The 16,065-nt window shown below is 43.0% G+C and carries 17 protein-coding genes and 1 pseudogene; 6 read left to right on the top strand and 12 right to left on the bottom strand.

The window, feature by feature from the left end; genetic code table 11:
* The first annotated feature begins 432 nt into the window (after positions 1–432).
* On the top strand, positions 433–1,731 hold the full coding sequence (locus IM500_RS11725) for a homoserine dehydrogenase (protein ID WP_190718322.1): 1,299 nt from the start codon (positions 433–435) through the stop codon (positions 1,729–1,731).
* A 20-nt stretch (positions 1,732–1,751) separates the two neighbouring features.
* The gene (locus tag IM500_RS11720) at positions 1,752–2,660 is read left to right on the top strand and encodes a LysM peptidoglycan-binding domain-containing M23 family metallopeptidase (RefSeq protein WP_190718288.1); all 909 of its coding nucleotides are present in this window, start codon (positions 1,752–1,754) and stop codon (positions 2,658–2,660) included.
* 22 nt (positions 2,661–2,682) lie between these two features.
* Here IM500_RS11720 and IM500_RS11715 read toward each other — a convergent pair whose 3' ends face one another.
* The 4 genes from IM500_RS11715 to IM500_RS11700 all read right to left on the bottom strand — a co-directional run bounded on the left by IM500_RS11715 (position 2,683) and on the right by IM500_RS11700 (position 5,858).
* Entirely contained in the window at positions 2,683–3,096 is a 414-nt protein-coding gene (locus IM500_RS11715; protein ID WP_190718292.1) for a hypothetical protein, read from the bottom strand.
* 122 nt (positions 3,097–3,218) lie between these two features.
* Entirely contained in the window at positions 3,219–4,373 is a 1,155-nt protein-coding gene (locus IM500_RS11710; protein WP_190718294.1) for a pyridoxal-phosphate-dependent aminotransferase family protein, read from the bottom strand.
* A 235-nt stretch (positions 4,374–4,608) separates the two neighbouring features.
* On the bottom strand, positions 4,609–5,499 hold the full coding sequence (gene trpC, locus IM500_RS11705; RefSeq protein WP_190718298.1) for an indole-3-glycerol phosphate synthase TrpC: 891 nt from the start codon (positions 5,497–5,499) through the stop codon (positions 4,609–4,611).
* A gap of 146 nt (positions 5,500–5,645) precedes the next feature.
* Entirely contained in the window at positions 5,646–5,858 is a 213-nt protein-coding gene (locus IM500_RS11700; RefSeq protein ID WP_041804230.1) for a hypothetical protein, read from the bottom strand.
* A gap of 299 nt (positions 5,859–6,157) precedes the next feature.
* On the opposite strand from IM500_RS11700, the gene IM500_RS11695 reads away from it, so the two are divergent.
* Entirely contained in the window at positions 6,158–6,709 is a 552-nt protein-coding gene (locus tag IM500_RS11695; RefSeq protein ID WP_287738485.1) for a hypothetical protein, read from the top strand.
* A gap of 2 nt (positions 6,710–6,711) precedes the next feature.
* The gene (locus IM500_RS11690) at positions 6,712–7,002 is read left to right on the top strand and encodes a DUF3288 family protein (RefSeq protein ID WP_004162669.1); all 291 of its coding nucleotides are present in this window, start codon (positions 6,712–6,714) and stop codon (positions 7,000–7,002) included.
* 42 nt (positions 7,003–7,044) lie between these two features.
* Here IM500_RS11690 and IM500_RS11685 read toward each other — a convergent pair whose 3' ends face one another.
* Together IM500_RS11685 and IM500_RS11680 are read right to left on the bottom strand one after the other, a co-directional pair.
* Positions 7,045–7,950, bottom strand: coding sequence for an Npun_R2821/Npun_R2822 family protein (locus IM500_RS11685; RefSeq protein WP_147068978.1), 906 nt, complete (start codon positions 7,948–7,950; stop codon positions 7,045–7,047).
* A gap of 189 nt (positions 7,951–8,139) precedes the next feature.
* Positions 8,140–9,135, bottom strand: a complete 996-nt coding sequence (locus IM500_RS11680; RefSeq protein WP_287738483.1) for a glycosyltransferase — start codon at positions 9,133–9,135, stop codon at positions 8,140–8,142.
* Between the two features lie 118 nt (positions 9,136–9,253).
* On the opposite strand from IM500_RS11680, the gene IM500_RS11675 reads away from it, so the two are divergent.
* Positions 9,254–9,649, top strand: a complete 396-nt coding sequence (locus tag IM500_RS11675; protein WP_190718307.1) for a helix-turn-helix domain-containing protein — start codon at positions 9,254–9,256, stop codon at positions 9,647–9,649.
* Positions 9,650–9,889: 240 nt separating this feature from the next.
* On the opposite strand, the gene shc is transcribed toward IM500_RS11675, so the two are convergent.
* From shc to IM500_RS11645, 6 genes are all read right to left on the bottom strand, one after another.
* Positions 9,890–11,797, bottom strand: coding sequence for a squalene--hopene cyclase (shc, locus tag IM500_RS11670; protein ID WP_287738480.1), 1,908 nt, complete (start codon positions 11,795–11,797; stop codon positions 9,890–9,892).
* Between the two features lie 243 nt (positions 11,798–12,040).
* Positions 12,041–12,796 (bottom strand): translation elongation factor Ts, encoded by a 756-nt coding sequence (gene tsf, locus IM500_RS11665; RefSeq protein WP_002734629.1) that lies wholly within the window; start codon positions 12,794–12,796, stop codon positions 12,041–12,043.
* A 116-nt stretch (positions 12,797–12,912) separates the two neighbouring features.
* Positions 12,913–13,710 (bottom strand): 30S ribosomal protein S2, encoded by a 798-nt coding sequence (rpsB, locus tag IM500_RS11660; RefSeq protein ID WP_004162676.1) that lies wholly within the window; start codon positions 13,708–13,710, stop codon positions 12,913–12,915.
* Between the two features lie 156 nt (positions 13,711–13,866).
* Entirely contained in the window at positions 13,867–14,334 is a 468-nt protein-coding gene (gene bcp, locus IM500_RS11655) for a thioredoxin-dependent thiol peroxidase (protein WP_052276444.1), read from the bottom strand.
* A gap of 2 nt (positions 14,335–14,336) precedes the next feature.
* The gene (locus tag IM500_RS11650; protein ID WP_190718313.1) at positions 14,337–15,185 is read right to left on the bottom strand and encodes a M56 family metallopeptidase; all 849 of its coding nucleotides are present in this window, start codon (positions 15,183–15,185) and stop codon (positions 14,337–14,339) included.
* Positions 15,185–15,673 carry a BlaI/MecI/CopY family transcriptional regulator gene (locus tag IM500_RS11645; RefSeq protein ID WP_190718316.1) on the bottom strand — a complete coding sequence of 163 codons (489 nt, stop codon included), beginning with the start codon at positions 15,671–15,673 and terminating at the stop codon, positions 15,185–15,187. The genes IM500_RS11650 and IM500_RS11645 overlap by 1 nt, the downstream gene beginning before the upstream one ends.
* A 20-nt stretch (positions 15,674–15,693) precedes the next feature.
* Between IM500_RS11645 and IM500_RS11640 the strand changes: the two are divergent.
* Positions 15,694–15,876: pseudogene (locus IM500_RS11640) on the top strand (DUF4090 family protein); the annotation flags it as partial.
* Positions 15,877–16,065 lie beyond the last annotated feature (189 nt).

Below are 16,065 nucleotides of genomic sequence, written 5' to 3'. Positions count from 1 at the left end.
TACCTAAGCAAAATTAATTACACATCTAAGCCACTACTCCGTCAGACTTCTGGTGTGAGGAAACAGTGAACTGAAAACTCAAATCCGATCCCTAATAGCTGTCTCCCGTCTCCCGTCTCCTGTCTCCTGTCTCCTGTCTCCCGTCTCGACTAGGAAATTAATTTTGCACGACTACTTATGATCAAAAATGTTACTCACATTCCCGAATATCTATATCGGTCAATAAAATCAATAACAATTACAGGATAAGCGTTTAAATGCGATCGAGATTTGCTTGATTTGAATACAAAAATACTGAATATTTATCATCATCGGGCCCTGAACGCCAGCAAAAGAAAACCCCACAGACAAAGACCTTGTAATGATAGAATCGACAATGGCGACGGCTTGGCCATTAGTATTTTTTGCGTCGGACTAGCAGGAGATAAAAGCGTGACCTTTAAGATTGGTTTACTCGGTTTCGGGGTTGTGGGGACGGGAACAGCGAAAATCCTCCTTGATCCTTTTGGTCGTCATCCCGTACTCAAAGAGATTACCATTGGACGAGTGGGAGTTAGATCCCTAGATAAACCGAGAGAAATCGAGCTTTCTCCCCTGCTGTTGACCACTGACCTAGAATCGATCGTTACTGACCCCGAAATTGATATTATTGTCGAATTATTGGGGGGTTTGGAACCGGCGCGCTCTTTAATTCTCCAAGCAATCGCATCGGGAAAGCACGTTGTTACGGCAAATAAGGCGGTTATTGCCCGTTTTGGTGATGAAATCTACGCCAAAGCTAACGAAAAGGGGGTTTATGTCCTCCTAGAAGCGGCCGTGGGTGGTGGAATTCCCGTCATTAAACCCTTAAAACAATCCCTCGGCGCTAATCGCATCAGCAGCATCATGGGAATTGTCAACGGCACAACTAACTATATTCTCACGGAAATGAGCCAAAAAGGGGCAGATTTTAGTGAAGTTCTGGCCAAAGCTCAGGAATTAGGCTATGCAGAAGCGGATCCGACTGCGGACGTGGATGGATTCGACGCGGCCGATAAAATTGCCATTTTAGCTTCTTTGGGTTTTGGAGGTCGGGTAAAACGGGAAGATGTTTACTGTGAAGGTATCCGGCAAGTTAGCGCCGTCGATATCGCCTACGCTGATAGACTGGGATTTGTGATTAAATTATTAGCGATCGCAAAAGATACGGTTAAGGAAGATTCCGATACCCTAGAGTTGCGGGTTCATCCGACCCTAGTACCGAAAACCCATCCCCTCGCTAATGCTAACGGGGTCTATAACGCTATTCTCGTCGAGGGGGAACCCTTGGGCCAAGTGATGTTTTATGGACCGGGTGCCGGTAGCGGACCGACGGCCAGCGCGGTAGTATCGGATGTGATGAATATCGTCGGAATTTTAAAAAGTAGTGGCAAAACCAAGGAACTTGACCCGCTTTTAAGCTGTATTCACCAGCATTATTGTCAAATCGCCCCGATGGAGTCGTTATCGACCCGTTTTTATGCCCGTTTTCTCTGTCGCGATGTGCCGGGGGTAATCGGTCATTTAGGTATGGCTTTCGGCGACCATGGGGTTAGTCTAGAATCCGTGGTACAAATTGGTATTAGGGGTGATTTAGCCGAAATTGTCGTTGTCACCCACGATGTGCGCGAGGGCAATTTCCGCAACGCTTTAGCGGCAATAGAGTCTTTAGAAGCTATTGACAGTATTCCTAGTATTCTCCGGGTTTTGTAATTATAGAGATCGCTTTTTTTATGGTCATGGGTCGGAGAATCAAACGTGAGAAAATTTGGCTAAGTTTTACTAGCACAATTTTGTTTTTTTGTCTAGGTTTTTTGGGCTTAAATCAAAAATTAATTTTTGCTCAAGGGTCTGATAATGTTTGTCCCCTGCCGATTTTATCAAGGTTACAACGCCATAAAATCCAAGCGGGAGAAACGATCGCCTCCATCGCCGAAAAATACGCTCTCATCCCGGCAACGATAATTAAACTCAATCCGACTATTCTCAAAAATGGTTTGGCCCCGGTGGGGAAAGAAATCTTCATTCCCCCGATGAACGGCATTCGCATCGAAGCACCCCGGGGTTCCACTTGGCGCGATTTAGAAGCGGCCTATGGTATTCGTGCCGATATACTCTTTGAGCTTAACGGTTGTGGTCGCCGGCCGACAATAGTTTTTATCCCCGGCACCAATTGGTCCGCCGCCAGCAAGCGATCGGACTATACTGGATTAAGTTCTTATCCCTTACCCTTTGCCAGCACTGTCGGATTAGCCTACGGTTGGCAAAAAAGCCCCACGGAACAGAAAAATCTCTTTCATAGTGGTATTGATCTTCTCGCAGATGTTGGTACACCAGTTCTAGCCGCCGAGGATGGTCTAGTGATTTATGTGGGTCAGGAAGGGGCCTATGGTAATTTGGTAGTAATTAATCATTTAGGTCGCCGGCAGACCCGTTATGCCCATTTAAGCCGGGTTACAGTGAGAATTGACCAAAGGGTACGAGCAGGAGACGTTATCGGTACGGTTGGCACCACGGGACAACCAGATATTATTCCCCCCCATCTTCATTTTGAGGTGCGCTTAGATACTCCCGTCGGTTGGACAGCGCAGGATCCGGCTTTGCATTTGCCCCAAATCGGCCCGCAATCAAGTCAAAAGTAAACGGTTAAGTGGGATTATTGATTTATTTAAGTTTGACAAAAGGAAACTTATTTTGGAACCCTAAGTTATCAAGTCCCAGGGTTAATAAAAGTAATGCTGCCATAATTGCGATCGTGAGCAGTATCCCCCCTTGGGGTTCCGGAGAGGAAAATAGTTTCCAGAATAAAACAACGTTATTGATAAAAATAGCGAAAAATACTAATATAGAATGCCAATCTATACTATCCTGCTTCGCATTTTTTTGCTCACTTTTCTCGTCAGAATTAACTCTCTTTTCCTTACTAGAATTAGCTTTCAAAGTTAGAATCAGCAAGAAAGTTGTCAAGACTAAGACAGCTAAAAAAACTACAGATGCTTGCTCGGAATATAACTTAAACGCTAACAAAAGGTTAATCACTAAAATAAATATAAACACAAAATTTTGTTTTGCAGACATAACATAAAACCCACAAGAGTTGACTATTACTTTGGCTGGATTATAGCGAATTTACATATACAGGATATATTTTCCAGCCAAAATCCCCTTCTTTGGGGAGAAGGGGAAAAGCCAAGCCAAGATTAACCCTGCACCATCACCGAGGCAGCCGCAGCCACACCGGCGCCAGGGGTGACACCTTCGACACCTAACTCGATTAAAGTCGCTTCAATGGCAGCGATAACCGTGAGGATATCTCTCTCACTGGCAAAACCTAAATGACCGATACGGAAGATTTTACCCTTGAGGTGATCCTGACCACCAGCCACAGCGATGTCGAACTTTTTATTGAGAGTCGAACGAATTTTTTCCGCATCTACCAGAGTGGGGGCCACCGCAGTAATCGCCGTGGAAGCGCAGGAATCCGCCGCGTAGAGGGGCAAATTCAGGGCCTGCATACCGGCCCGCGTCATCTTCGTTAAGCGTTGGTGACGGGCGAAAATTGCCGCTAATCCCTCCCTTCTCATCATTTGCAGAGAAGCTTGTAAACCGTACATCAGGTTAACTGGAGGGGTAAAAGGGGAACTATCCTCATCGGTGGCTTTTTTGTATTTGCCCAAATCTAGATAAAAACGGGGTAGTTTGGCGGTTTCGTAGGCTTTCCAAGCTTTTTGACTTACGGAAACAAAACCTAAACCGGGAGGAATCATATAACCTTTCTGGGAACCAGAGCCGACCACATCTAAACCCCATTCATCGATGGGAATATGATAAGCTCCTAAACTGGTGACAGCATCGACGATAATTAAAGCTTCCCCGTGGTCTTTTACCGCTTTGTTAATGCTTTCCAAGTCATTGAGAACCCCGGTGGAAGTTTCCGAATGGGTGATAATTACCGCTTTGATGGCTTTTTCCTTGTCTTCGGTCAGTTTAGCGGTGAATGCTTCTGGATCTAGGGGTTTACCCCATTCTGCCTTAATGATATCCACATTTAAGCCGTATGCTTTCGCCACTTTCGCCCAACGTTCCCCAAATTTACCATTATCTCCCACCAAAACTCGATCGCCGGGGCTGAGAAAATTAATAATTCCCGCTTCCATGGCACCGGTTCCCGAAGCAGTTAGCATTAAAACATCGCCACTGGTTTGATGCAACCATTTAAGATTTTCGGTTAATTCGGCGATTACCTTGCTAAAAGCACCCGTCCGATGACCTATAGGTGCTTTAGCCATAGCCAATAATACCGCTTCCGGCACTGGTGTCGGGCCGGGAATCATCAACATATTTTTATTTTCCATGGTTCGTCCTCTCTCGTTGGGCTATATTCAAAAAGATAAAAAACCAAATCTCGATCGCATCAATTCTGAGGGGATGATTTAAGATTCGGCAAACTCTGATTATATCCCGGCAGATAGCCTTGTCAGGAGTCAGTATTCAGGAGATAGGGTGATAGGGTTTTGGGGTGATGGGGTTTTGGGGTGATAGGGTGATGAGACAGCTTCCCCAATTCCCCACTTCCCCACTTCCTAACTCCTATTCCCGATTTTCAAAGAGTTTTTGGATACCGACGGCAGCATCGGGCAGTTTTACCAAAGATTCGCCAATTAGAACCGCATTTGCTCCCGCTTGCTTCACTTTCGCCAGATCTGTTGCTGTGTGCAATCCCGATTCGCTGACGATCAGAATACCTTTTTCTCGCACCTGTTCGCCCCTGGCTTCTAGTAATTGGCGAGTATTGTCTAAATCGACTGTAAATGTCTCTAAATTGCGGTTATTAATGCCGATTAGTTCGATTCCCTCAATGGCTAACACTCGATCAAATTCGGCCAGACTATGCACCTCTACCAAAGCTGTCATCCCTAAACCCTTGACAATTTTGACAAAATATGCTAGGTCTTGATCGCTTAAAATAGCGGCAATTAAAAGGACAGCATCGGCTCCTTTAGAGCGAGCGTAGTAGATTTGATAGGGATAAAGGATAAATTCCTTGCATAATAGGGGTAAAGATACCGCTTGCCGGACGAGGGTAAGATTTTCGTAACTACCTTGAAAAAACTTACTATCGGTTAGGACCGATAAACAAGTGGCTCCCCCCTGTTCATAGGTACGGGCGATCGCTACAGGATCAAAATCTTCCAGGATAACTCCCTTGCTAGGGGAAGCTTTTTTCACTTCCGCAATCAAAGCGGGTTGGGTTTTACCCTGTTTTAAGGCGGCTAAAAAGTCGCAAGGTGGCGCAGTATTGGCTATTTTTTGGCGTAATTCCAATAAAGGCAACCGTTCGCGCAATTTATCGACTTCTATCTCCTTATGCCAAACGATTTCTTCTAAAATATTTTGCGGTTGTGCCTCCGGCACTTTCACCACATAACTCAAACTCTCAACTTTGACGGCAGGATTGGGGTGTTTTCTTCGGATCTGCATTTTTTCACTGTCCAGAGCGTGAACAGTGATTAGTTTAACAGTGATTAGTTATCGGTAATTGAAATAGAGACGCAGTCAACCACGTCTCTACAGATATTTATCTAGACTTGTGTGGATATTCCCAGTCTTCACCAATCTCCTCAAGGCTATTGCATAGCTTCGATCGAACGTTCTAAAATCTTATCTTGGAGTTTTTCGTCTTCTTGACGATTTTCAGTTAATAAAACCCGTGCTTTCGCAGTTCCTGCCTCCCCTTCCCCTAAAAGCTCCTCTGTACGAGTTAAGACATTTTCTTCGAGCATTCCTTCTGCTTGTCGTTCTTGGGTTAAATTAAGACGTGCTTTTTCTTCAATATTCATAAATTTATCCTTGCCACAGGTGCGATCAACTTCTACCTTCAGTCTGACACAAATTTGCTATTCTGTATCATTAACTACAGAAAAGTTTAGAATCTTACCGGCTAAACTGAGATTTAGGTATTTTTTCTCATTCCTTAAATGGACAGGGATCGATCGACCTAAAGCTATAAAATAAAACCTATGGAACAATTCCCCGGCGTAATCAAGCTTGTATATCGGGCGAATAATTATCGATTACCCAAACCAACAGATTTCTGGACAGTATCCGACTCTATCGTAATATCCTATTTGCAGAGCTTATGACCAAAGGTAATTTAAACGATCTCATCCGTACAGAAGCTAATAAAGAGGTAGAATCCCAACCCTCTCCTTCTGTCAAACGTCCGAAGGAAACTAACGCCACCTTACAGGCAAAAATTAAGGACTTGACGGCAGAGTTAGAAAAAACCGAGAAAAATGGGCAAACTCTCCAAGAAAAAGTTATTTCTCTGGAAGAAGAACTTAAAGAACATCTGGAACTCTCTGTCAGTTTACAGCAGTTACAACAACAGACCGAGCAGTTAGAATCTGTCCTCTCGGAAAAAACCACTTTGGTGGCAAAATTATCGAGTCAATTAAGCAAGACAGAAACAGAACTGACTGAGAAAAAACAGTTAATTGAAAAATTATATAATCAAATTAAAACCCTAGAAAATAGTCCCACCGCCACCCCTGAACCGTCAGCAATTACCAAACTATTGCCTAAGAAACCCAGTCTTTATAACTTTGAAATGGCCACTTTAGCCCGTTATATTGCCCCCAATCCTACCCCCACAGAGTTAACGGATTCCGATATCGGTTGGTTCGATTAATTATGGCTAGTAAAAATCAAGAACAACAACATCCACAGGAAAGACTCGATCGCCCGATTGTTGATCAGCTGCTGCAATCAGAACCCAATGATTTAAACTTAGCTGAATGCGCTCGTTTACGCATACGTTATCAAAACTTTCCGGGGGCAAGAGAAATCCAAAGAGATTTAGATTTAATCCTAGAAAAATGGCAGTTAGATGAAGCCAGTTTATGGGCAAAAACTCGACCACTGCACAGTCACGGACAAGTGTATCAAATTCGCCAAACCGAGGAGCAACAGGATTGGAGTTAAATTGCAGCAGTTATCTTAATGGTGCGAGAGGAAAAATCAAACCTATAATTTGATTTTATCTAATAATCTCTGAAAAGGATTTTTTGGTTTGCTTGCTGGCGGATCTGCGGGGGGATTAGGATCATCTAGATAACGATAATATTTCCAGATATCCCAGTAGGGACAACCCGGTTCAATGCGAATTCCTGCCCAATGTAAATATTTTAAGGGCTGATTTAATCTCGGATCGATTAAAATATTCCCCTGACGTTGAAAATGAGAACTTCCCCCCCAATTTCCCGCTTGACAACCCGGAGCGCGGACAATATTAAATCGATTGGGAACTCGTTTGAGAATGGTATAATTAATAATCGGTTGATCGGAGGTTTTTTGAGAAAAATCAAAATATTCTGGATGAGCGGCACATTCTTGAAAAGCACTATATAATTCCTGTTCTGAGAACAGATTCTTTTTACTAGCCCAAAAACCACCGTTAAACATTCCAGTTAGATCATTTTCTGTGAAGATTCCTTGTTCTAAAACAATCGGATTAAAGACATCAGTAATCCCTTTTTTGTGTTGGTAATCACAGCAGAGAAAATCGTAGGTATCGAGGAAATTTAGATTATCTATTATTTTTTCAAAAACTACGATATCCGTATCGATATAAAGAAATTGATCTAATTCTCCAAACCAACACACCTGCTTGCGAAATTGATTGGGACGAGCAAAGAATTTTTCTCCAAAAATATCATAGATTTTCTGTGCCAATTCTTCCACTAATTGCAGCTCTGGATAGAGAATAACGCCATATTTTTCGGACAATAAATCGGCAATTTTTTGATAATTATTGTCGTAGGGAATCAAGATGACGGGAGAATCGGGATCGTACAAACGAATACTATTCATTAATGCGATCGCCTGCTCGATAACTCGATCATTAGCGGTAATGTAAATTCCTCGCTTCATAAATATCCTGGGGGTAAGAGTTAGAAATAATTATATAGCAGTTATCTTAATGGTGAAGTAGAAAGTTTTCCTTTTGGGGAGTCAGCCATCAGCTTTTTTCTCCCGATATCCCTGTTCACTGATCACTGCTCACTGATAACTGATAACTGAATAGTCGCTCGATCTTTCTCTGTCAAAAAGTTGATGCGTTTACTTAAACAGTTTTTTCTTAAGTTTAGCCAGAGAACTCTGTATCCATAATTTTTTAAGTCGCAGGGGTTCTAAACCTTCTATATCAGCCGGATAGCGTTTTTTAATATCAAAGAAATCATTAATTTCTCTTAAAATTGTTTCAAAACGTGGTAGTAATTTTTCGGGATTATAATCATCGAGAAAATTAGCCTGTAAAGAATTAACGGGAAAATTACGGACATAATTAAGAATACGTTCCAGATCGTATTGACTGGAATAAGCCCCGATTTTTTGACAATTGAAACCGGGATCGAGATAATCGGCTAGGGCGCTATTAACACTAGAAAATACCGTACAACCACAGGCTAAAGCTTCCAGGGGCGGTAAGCCAAAACCCTCCGTTAAACCGTTTACAGCCCAATATTCAGCCGAATCGTAGAGATAAACCCGACTGCGATTGAATAATCCCACTAAATCCTCCACATAGCTATCTAAAACCTTAACGCGGCAGTGGGGACGGAGGGCGGGAACTAGACGATTGAGAAGATACTTTGAGGATTTGCGCCCCTGTACTAGGACATCGATATCTCTTTCTAAGCCTAAATTGAGAAATTCTGAGCCAATTTGATTAGGAAGATAGTAAATTAAAGCATTAGGAGCCTTTTCTCCCCAATACCCCATAGTATTACGGCTAACGGTGATAATTGGTATTTGGGAGGGTAAACGGAAGCCGTAACCTGTACTATGGGCATGATAAATGATATTATGCGATCGCAATCTTTGCACCAGTTTAGGAAGATCAAAACCCCAGCTAACCACAAAAATACTGTCATCCGAGCTTATTTTGGCGAGTATATCCTCTAAAAAAGGATAATTTAACTCTTTTTGACGATAAGTCACAATCTGGGCGCTACAAATTTGACTAGCCAAATTGACGGTTTTCATTTCTGCCCACAGTCCACCCCCACCAAAAGGAGAAGTAGTACCGGGCAAAAGAAAATAGAGGTTTCTCATCAGGATAATAGAAGTTTTGGTTAAGCGGTAGTTTGGAGACTTGGCTATTCTATACTTAATTATTAAGGCGTGAGGTATCTAAAGGCAATAGCCGCTCGAGCATAGATATTATTAAATTATGTTTGCCACTGATAAATACTTAGAATTATTAAAGCAATACCCTCCTCGTCCTATTCACAATGAGGAAGACTTAGAAATGATGCAGGAGGTTATTAATCGCCTGTTAGACAAACCCCAATTAACGGCAGAAGAAAGGGAATATCTAAATGTTTTAGGGGCTTTAATTTATGAGTATGAGGAAAATCAAGAGCCAATACCTGATATTTATGGACTTGAATTGTTGAAATTTATATTAGAGGAAAGAAACCTACAAAAGCAAGATTTGCTATCTATTTTTGAAAGTAAGTCAACCCTGGATGATATTCTTGATGGCCAACAAGATCTAACTCCTATCTATATTCAAAAATTAGCCAATTTTTTAAATATATCTCCTGATTTATTTCTTCCTAGTTAGGGCTGGCTGAATAAATGTGAAATGTAGGCAAGGTAAGGGTTTTGGGGCTTTTCTCGCAAAACAGGTGCAAGGTTTTGAGAGTTCTGTAGGGGCGAAGCATTCGGGCGATAACCTATCGCTGAAACCGTAGATTTCCTATCCGAATGCTTCGCCCCTGCTTTTTCAGCAAACCCTAGTTAGTCACAAAAAATGCGCTAGACAATTAAGCTTATTTCCTGTCTTAACGCCTAGGTTAACGGACTAAATTAAAGCCCGATAACGCCCCAAAGCCAGTAAAGGAAAATACTGCTGATAGAAATGATATTTCAGGTAAAAATGACAGGGAAAACCTGTACCGGTGAAGTAATCTTCATCCCATGTACCATTTTCTTTTTGGGTAACAAGAAGATAGTTAACACCCTTTTCAATCACTTCTCGCTGATAATTGCCGGTGACTTTCCCGACGGCTAATAAACCGATTAATGCCCAAGCAGTTTGGGAAGCGGTACTATTTCCCTGTCCTTTAAATTTAGGGTTATTGTAACTAAAACAGGTTTCACCCCAACCACCATCAACATTTTGACAACTGCTTAACCAATTGGCTCCTTTTTGCAATTGCTGGCGATATTTATTCGGTTCCAGAAAAGCCAAAGCAGATAATGCCCCACTGGTTCCATAAATATAATTTACACCCCAACGACCAAACCAACTACCATCAGCTTCCTGTTCTTTTTCCAGATAATCCAAAGCTTTTTTAACTCGATTTTCCTCCATTTTAACATCACAAGTACCTAACATTTCTAGAACTCTGGCAGTAACATCAGCCGTATTAGGATCGATCATTGCTTTTAGATCGGCATAGGGCAAAGAATTAAGCCAGTTTTGATCGTTATCGATGTCAAAAGCTCCCCAACCACCAGCTTTACACTGCATAGTAGCCATCCAATTAACTGCCCGTTTCATCACAGCTTTTTTAATATTTTCATCGGGCATTTTAATTAACTCTAAAGCCATCACCACCACTGCCGAATCGTCTAAATCGGGATACCAGCGATTGTCAAATTCAAAAGCCCAACCGCCGGGGGTTCCGATTTTATTTTTAATCGCCCAATCGCCATAATCAAGAATTTGTTGATCGATTAACCATTGTCCCGCTTTAATCATAGCTGGATGAGCGGGATTTAGCCCAGATTCAATTAGCGATCGAATTACCCAAGCCGTATCCCAAACCGGCGAAACACAGGGCTGTACACAATAGGTATTATCTGTCTCAATGGCAAAATTATCCACCGCTTTTAAACCGCGGGCAACAATCGGATCGTAAACATCATAACCTAGGGCTTTTAAAGCTAACAGAGAATTTAACATCGCCGGGATAATTCCCCCCCAATCGCCTGTGTCTTCCTGTCGTTCAATTACCCATTTTTCCGCCGCTTTCAGACTTTCTTGACGGAAGGGAACTAAATCAGTTTTTTCTGCCCATTTAAACAGCCCATCTAACCAGAGAAAAACATCTGACCAATTGTTATTTTTTGGTAACTCATACTTGACATTATTCACCCCTTCTGTATAGAGTTCATCGAGATTAAAACCGATTTTATACACGGGTTTTTTGTCGAAAACAATTAATAAAGGAACCGTACTTCCCCGCGCCCAACTGGACATTTCATAGATAGTAAAAGGGAAATTTTCCGGCAGTAGCATAATCCAAGCGGGGATAGAGGGAACCCCCTGCCAATCGTAACAACCAATCAAAGCGAGGTGCATTTTGGTGAAAATGCGGGTTTTGCTGATGCCACCTTTAGCTAAGATAAATTCTCTAGCTTTTTCTAAAGCAGGATCATTAGCGGGAATTCCCAATAGTCGCAGCCCCATGTAGGCTTCCACAGTGGTGCTAAGATCGCCACCATCACCATAAAATAACTCCCAAGCGCCGTTAGGACACTGTTGCTGACGCAGATGGGTGGCGGCTTTGTCTAGGGGGCGTTTTTTGTCAGTTTTCCAGATTTTGTGCAGTAAAATTGCTTCTGAGGTGATGGTGACATTAGATTCTAATTCTGCCCACCAGTAACCCTCAGAGTATTGGGTAGAAAGTAAATAATTTTGAGAAAGTTCGATCGCTTTCGCTGTTTTAGCGGCTATTTCGGTGATTTTGTCCTGAATCTGCATTTTTTTCCGTTCGACAACCTCTAGGGACCACGAGTGCAAATAAGATAATCTTATTTACAAAGTTTTTAATAAGTAGCTAAAGAATGGGCTTTTGTTCCCAAGGAATCCAGTCAAGGAATTTGCTTTGGTTGCCAATTTCTTTTTTCTTTTGACTGATTACTGATAACTGATCAAGTACCCCCACCCCCCTGAAGACAAAAAGGGTACGAAACTCGCACCCCACCAGATTGATCTTCATTTAACTTACTTTTTCTTTTTGCCTTTAGCGGGCGGATTATCCTTCGCTGCCGGTTCCGGAGCTTTTTCCTCCACTTGCGGGGCTGCTGCTACGGGTTCCGGGGCTTTTTGTCCCATTTGGGCGGCTACTTCGGCGGCGAAATCCGTTTCTTCTTTCTCGATCCCTTCACCTAGTACAAAGCGTTGGAAACGACGCACCTGAATATTCTCTCCCAAAGCGGCGATCGCTTGTTTGAGCAATTCGTCAATACTGATGTTCTGATCGCGGATAAAGGGTTGATCGAGCAGAGAAAGTTCTTTCAAACGTTTTTCAATGCGGCCGGCCACGATTTTTTCTTTGATATTATCGGGTTTATTGGCTAAATCGTCCCGTCCCATCTCAATTTCTTTTTCTTTGGCGGAGATTTCGGCGGGAATATCGGCCACTTTCACATATTCGACGTTAGGACAAGCGGCAATCTGCATCGCCACGTCATTAACCAATTTTTTGAACTCCTCGCGACGGGCAACAAAATCGGTTTCGCAGTTCACTTCCACTAAAACACCGATGCGGCTGCCGGTGTGGATGTAACTGCCGATCATCCCTTCTGCCGCTACCCGACTGGCTTTTTTCTCGGCGGAAGTAATCCCTTTTTGACGCAACCATTCGATCGCTTTAGTTATATCCCCCGCGTTTTCCGTCAGCGCCCTCTTGCAATCCATCATGCCGGCGCCGGTCTTTTCCCTAAGTTCTTTAACCTGTTGTGCTGTAATTTCCGCCATAAAATTCCTAACCTACTGCTTATAATTGATCATGCCACGAGAGGGGCAGGTTTGACCGCTCGATAGGTCCGGAAAGTTTCCCCCCGAACCTAGCGGCGATCAATGGCTAATTTTCCCTAGTTATCGTCGTCTCCACTGGCAAATTCGGCGGCGTATTGGGAATAATCACCTTCTTCCTCGTACTCGGTTTCATTATCGTAGTCTTCCTCGTATTCTTCCACCGCTGCTTGACCACCGCGACGACCTTCGATGATCGCATCGCTAATTTTGCCTAAAATCAGTTTGACTGAGCGAATTGCGTCATCGTTGGCGGGAATCGGCACATCTACCAAGTCAGGATCGCAGTTAGTATCCAAGAGGGAGATGATGGGAATGCCCAATTTTTGGCATTCTTGGATAGCGTTGTATTCCCGACGCTGATCGACCACGACGACTAAATCCGGCAGCCGGCGCATGGTTTTAATGCCACCGAGGTATTTTTCCAGTTTGCCCAATTCCCGACGCAGTACCGATGCTTCTTTTTTCGGTCGTTTATCGAGGGCGCCACTATTTTCTAATTCTTCTAATTCTTTGAGTCTTTCTACCCGGCCGCGAATGGTTTCCCAGTTGGTTAACATTCCCCCTAACCAGCGTTGGTTAACGAAGTGGCTACCGCTGCGTAAAGCTTCCTGTTTAATGATTGCTGCCGCTTGCCGTTTCGTACCGATGAATAAAAAGCGTTTACCGCGATCGGCTTCTCCTCGGACAAATTCGTAAGCTTCTTCGATTAATTGGGCAGTTTGCACCAAATCAATGATATGAACCCCATTCCGGGCAGTGTAGATGTACTGAGACATTTTCGGGTTCCAACGGCGCGTTTGATGGCCAAAGTGAACCCCAGACTCTAGCAATTCTGCAAGAGAGACAACGGGCATATTTTTCTCCTTTTCGGGTTTATCCTCCATCTAGGGCTGGATTTCTAGATTCCTAGAAACACCCGATCGCCTAGATGTGCGATTTTTGACAACTTTTCTAGTCTAACACGAAAGGGCGCAATTGCATACCCGTAAATATTGGGTACTGAGGGCTTCCTACTGCAATTCCTCAAGTTTTTTCAAAACCGCTTCTGCATGGGCTTTTACCTTGACATTTGACCAAATATAGGCAATATTTCCCCGGGGGTCGATCAGGAAAGTGGAGCGTCTAATCCCCATATATTCCTTGCCCATAAATTTTTTTAATCCCCAGACTTGATAAATTTCCGCCAGTTGATGCTCGGGATCGCTCAATAATTGAATAGTTAAATTGTGTTTTTCAATAAAACGACAGTGGGACTTTTCTGAATCGGGACTAACTCCCAGAATTACCGCATTTAATTGCTGAAATTGCGGCGACAAAGCGGTAAAATCGATCGCTTCTGTGCTGCAGCCCGGAGTGTTATCTTTGGGATAAAAATATAAGACCAACCATTGACCGGCAAAATCTGCTAATTTACTAATTTCCCCCCTTTGGTTGGGGGTGGCAAATTCGGGGGCTTTTTGTCCAACTTCTAGGGTCATTTTTAGGAGTGTAAAGGCAAGAGTAAGAAAGGAGCGAGGGAGAGGGAAAGCAATAGCCAGACTTGATAGTTAAATCTGGGAAGTTCGGGGTTTTCTGACTCGACTAAAGCATCGATTCTCTCTAATAAACGATTATTTAAGGAATGATCATTGAGAGCGACACAGCAACTATCGGAGAAACTTATTTCCGCTACTTGATTAACTTTTTCTGCCACTAAAAGCAGCGATTCAGCTAATAGTAAATAATCCACTTGTCCAGAAGCGTACTTATCGGCGCGCAATTCCCGCAAGAAGACCAATTCTGACCATAAATTCTCGCTATTGGGCAGCCAAGAAGACATCGATCGCAACCAACCTAACCAGAAAAACCAGAAAGTGTCATGATATTCTTGGTGAGCTTGTTCGTGGGCTAAAACTGCTTGTAAATGTTCTTGATCTAAGAGATTTAATAATCCTTGCGTCACAATTAATTCCGACTTCCAAAAGCCAACTCTGGCGCTGTAGGGAAAATCCACTGCTAAAACTCTCGCCTTCTGAGCGGTGATTTTTTTGAGGGGATAACTGCTAAAATCCCGATGGGTTTGCCAAGTTTTATAGGAGAGTTTTATCAAACAAAATATAGCAAAAACTAGCCAAATTATGGCACTAAAGTAACTAATTAAACTGGAGTTATAACCCAACATTTGGCCACTATAGCCCATACAAACCACCGATATAACTGTCATTAACAGCAGCAAAGGAGGAAAGAGAAAGAAAAATAGTGTTGTCTGCCAACGACGCTGATAGCTGGGCAGAAACCAACGTAAAGCAATGGCGATAGTTAATGCTAGTAATAACATTGAACCGTGCATTAGCGTTCTCCCCGTTGTTGACGCAGGGTGTCTAAACGAGACGCAATCGCTTTTAATTGTTCGACAGTAGCAGTATCGAGACTATCGGCAAAAGAAGCCACCACATCCGCATTACCAATAGCCAAAAAACGATGTAATTGTTCGTAGGCTTTAATTGCCTGTGCTTGTTCCTTAGAAACCATCGGTTTCCAGTAGAAAATTCGACCCTGTTTATAACAACTTAACCAGCCTTTATTAGTTAAACGACGCAGTACCGTAGTCACAGAAGTATAGGCCAGCTCTCGTTCTGGATCCGCTAAAATGCGCTCGTGGACATCCTTAACGCTAACGGGTTCCAATTCCCAGACAATATTGAGAATTTCCGCTTCCAGGGGGCCCAGGGATAACTGTTTTGGTTGATAGGTCGGCAATTGAGCCATAGTCACACAGAAATGAAGATTACTTTCCTGATCATAGCGGCGGATATCGATCGCCTGATAAAATAGCAATGATCCTTTATATTGTCTTTATGTCCACCGAAACTAATTTAACCACGACTACGGGCGCTGATGCCATCGATGTGGCGATCGCTAATGGCATTGATTTTGATGGTTCCCCAATTCCACCGGCAAAATTGGAACTTTATCACCGGGTAATGGGTTTGGAAGCAGGACGACAAAGAAGCGGGGTTTCTAACGCGGTAATGATTCGGTAGTAGTGGCGTAGCTCTCTTGCTTACCTGGTATGAATTGTGTCAAATATTTATTAATAAAAATAATTGGAACCCGCTCAGTCTTTAAACCTCTAGCTTGATCATGACTTTTCTAATAAATATCTTTTTCTGGCTCCTGTCTGGCTTACTCGCTTACTCAAATATCAGTCTAGCACCGAACAAAGTCCC

It is taken from the genome of Microcystis sp. M179S2 (assembly GCF_020245805.1).
GTDB lineage: Bacteria > Cyanobacteriota > Cyanobacteriia > Cyanobacteriales > Microcystaceae > Microcystis > Microcystis aeruginosa.
The sequence above is the reverse complement of the archived record's forward strand: the minus strand, read 5'-3'. Positions and strand labels throughout refer to the sequence as shown.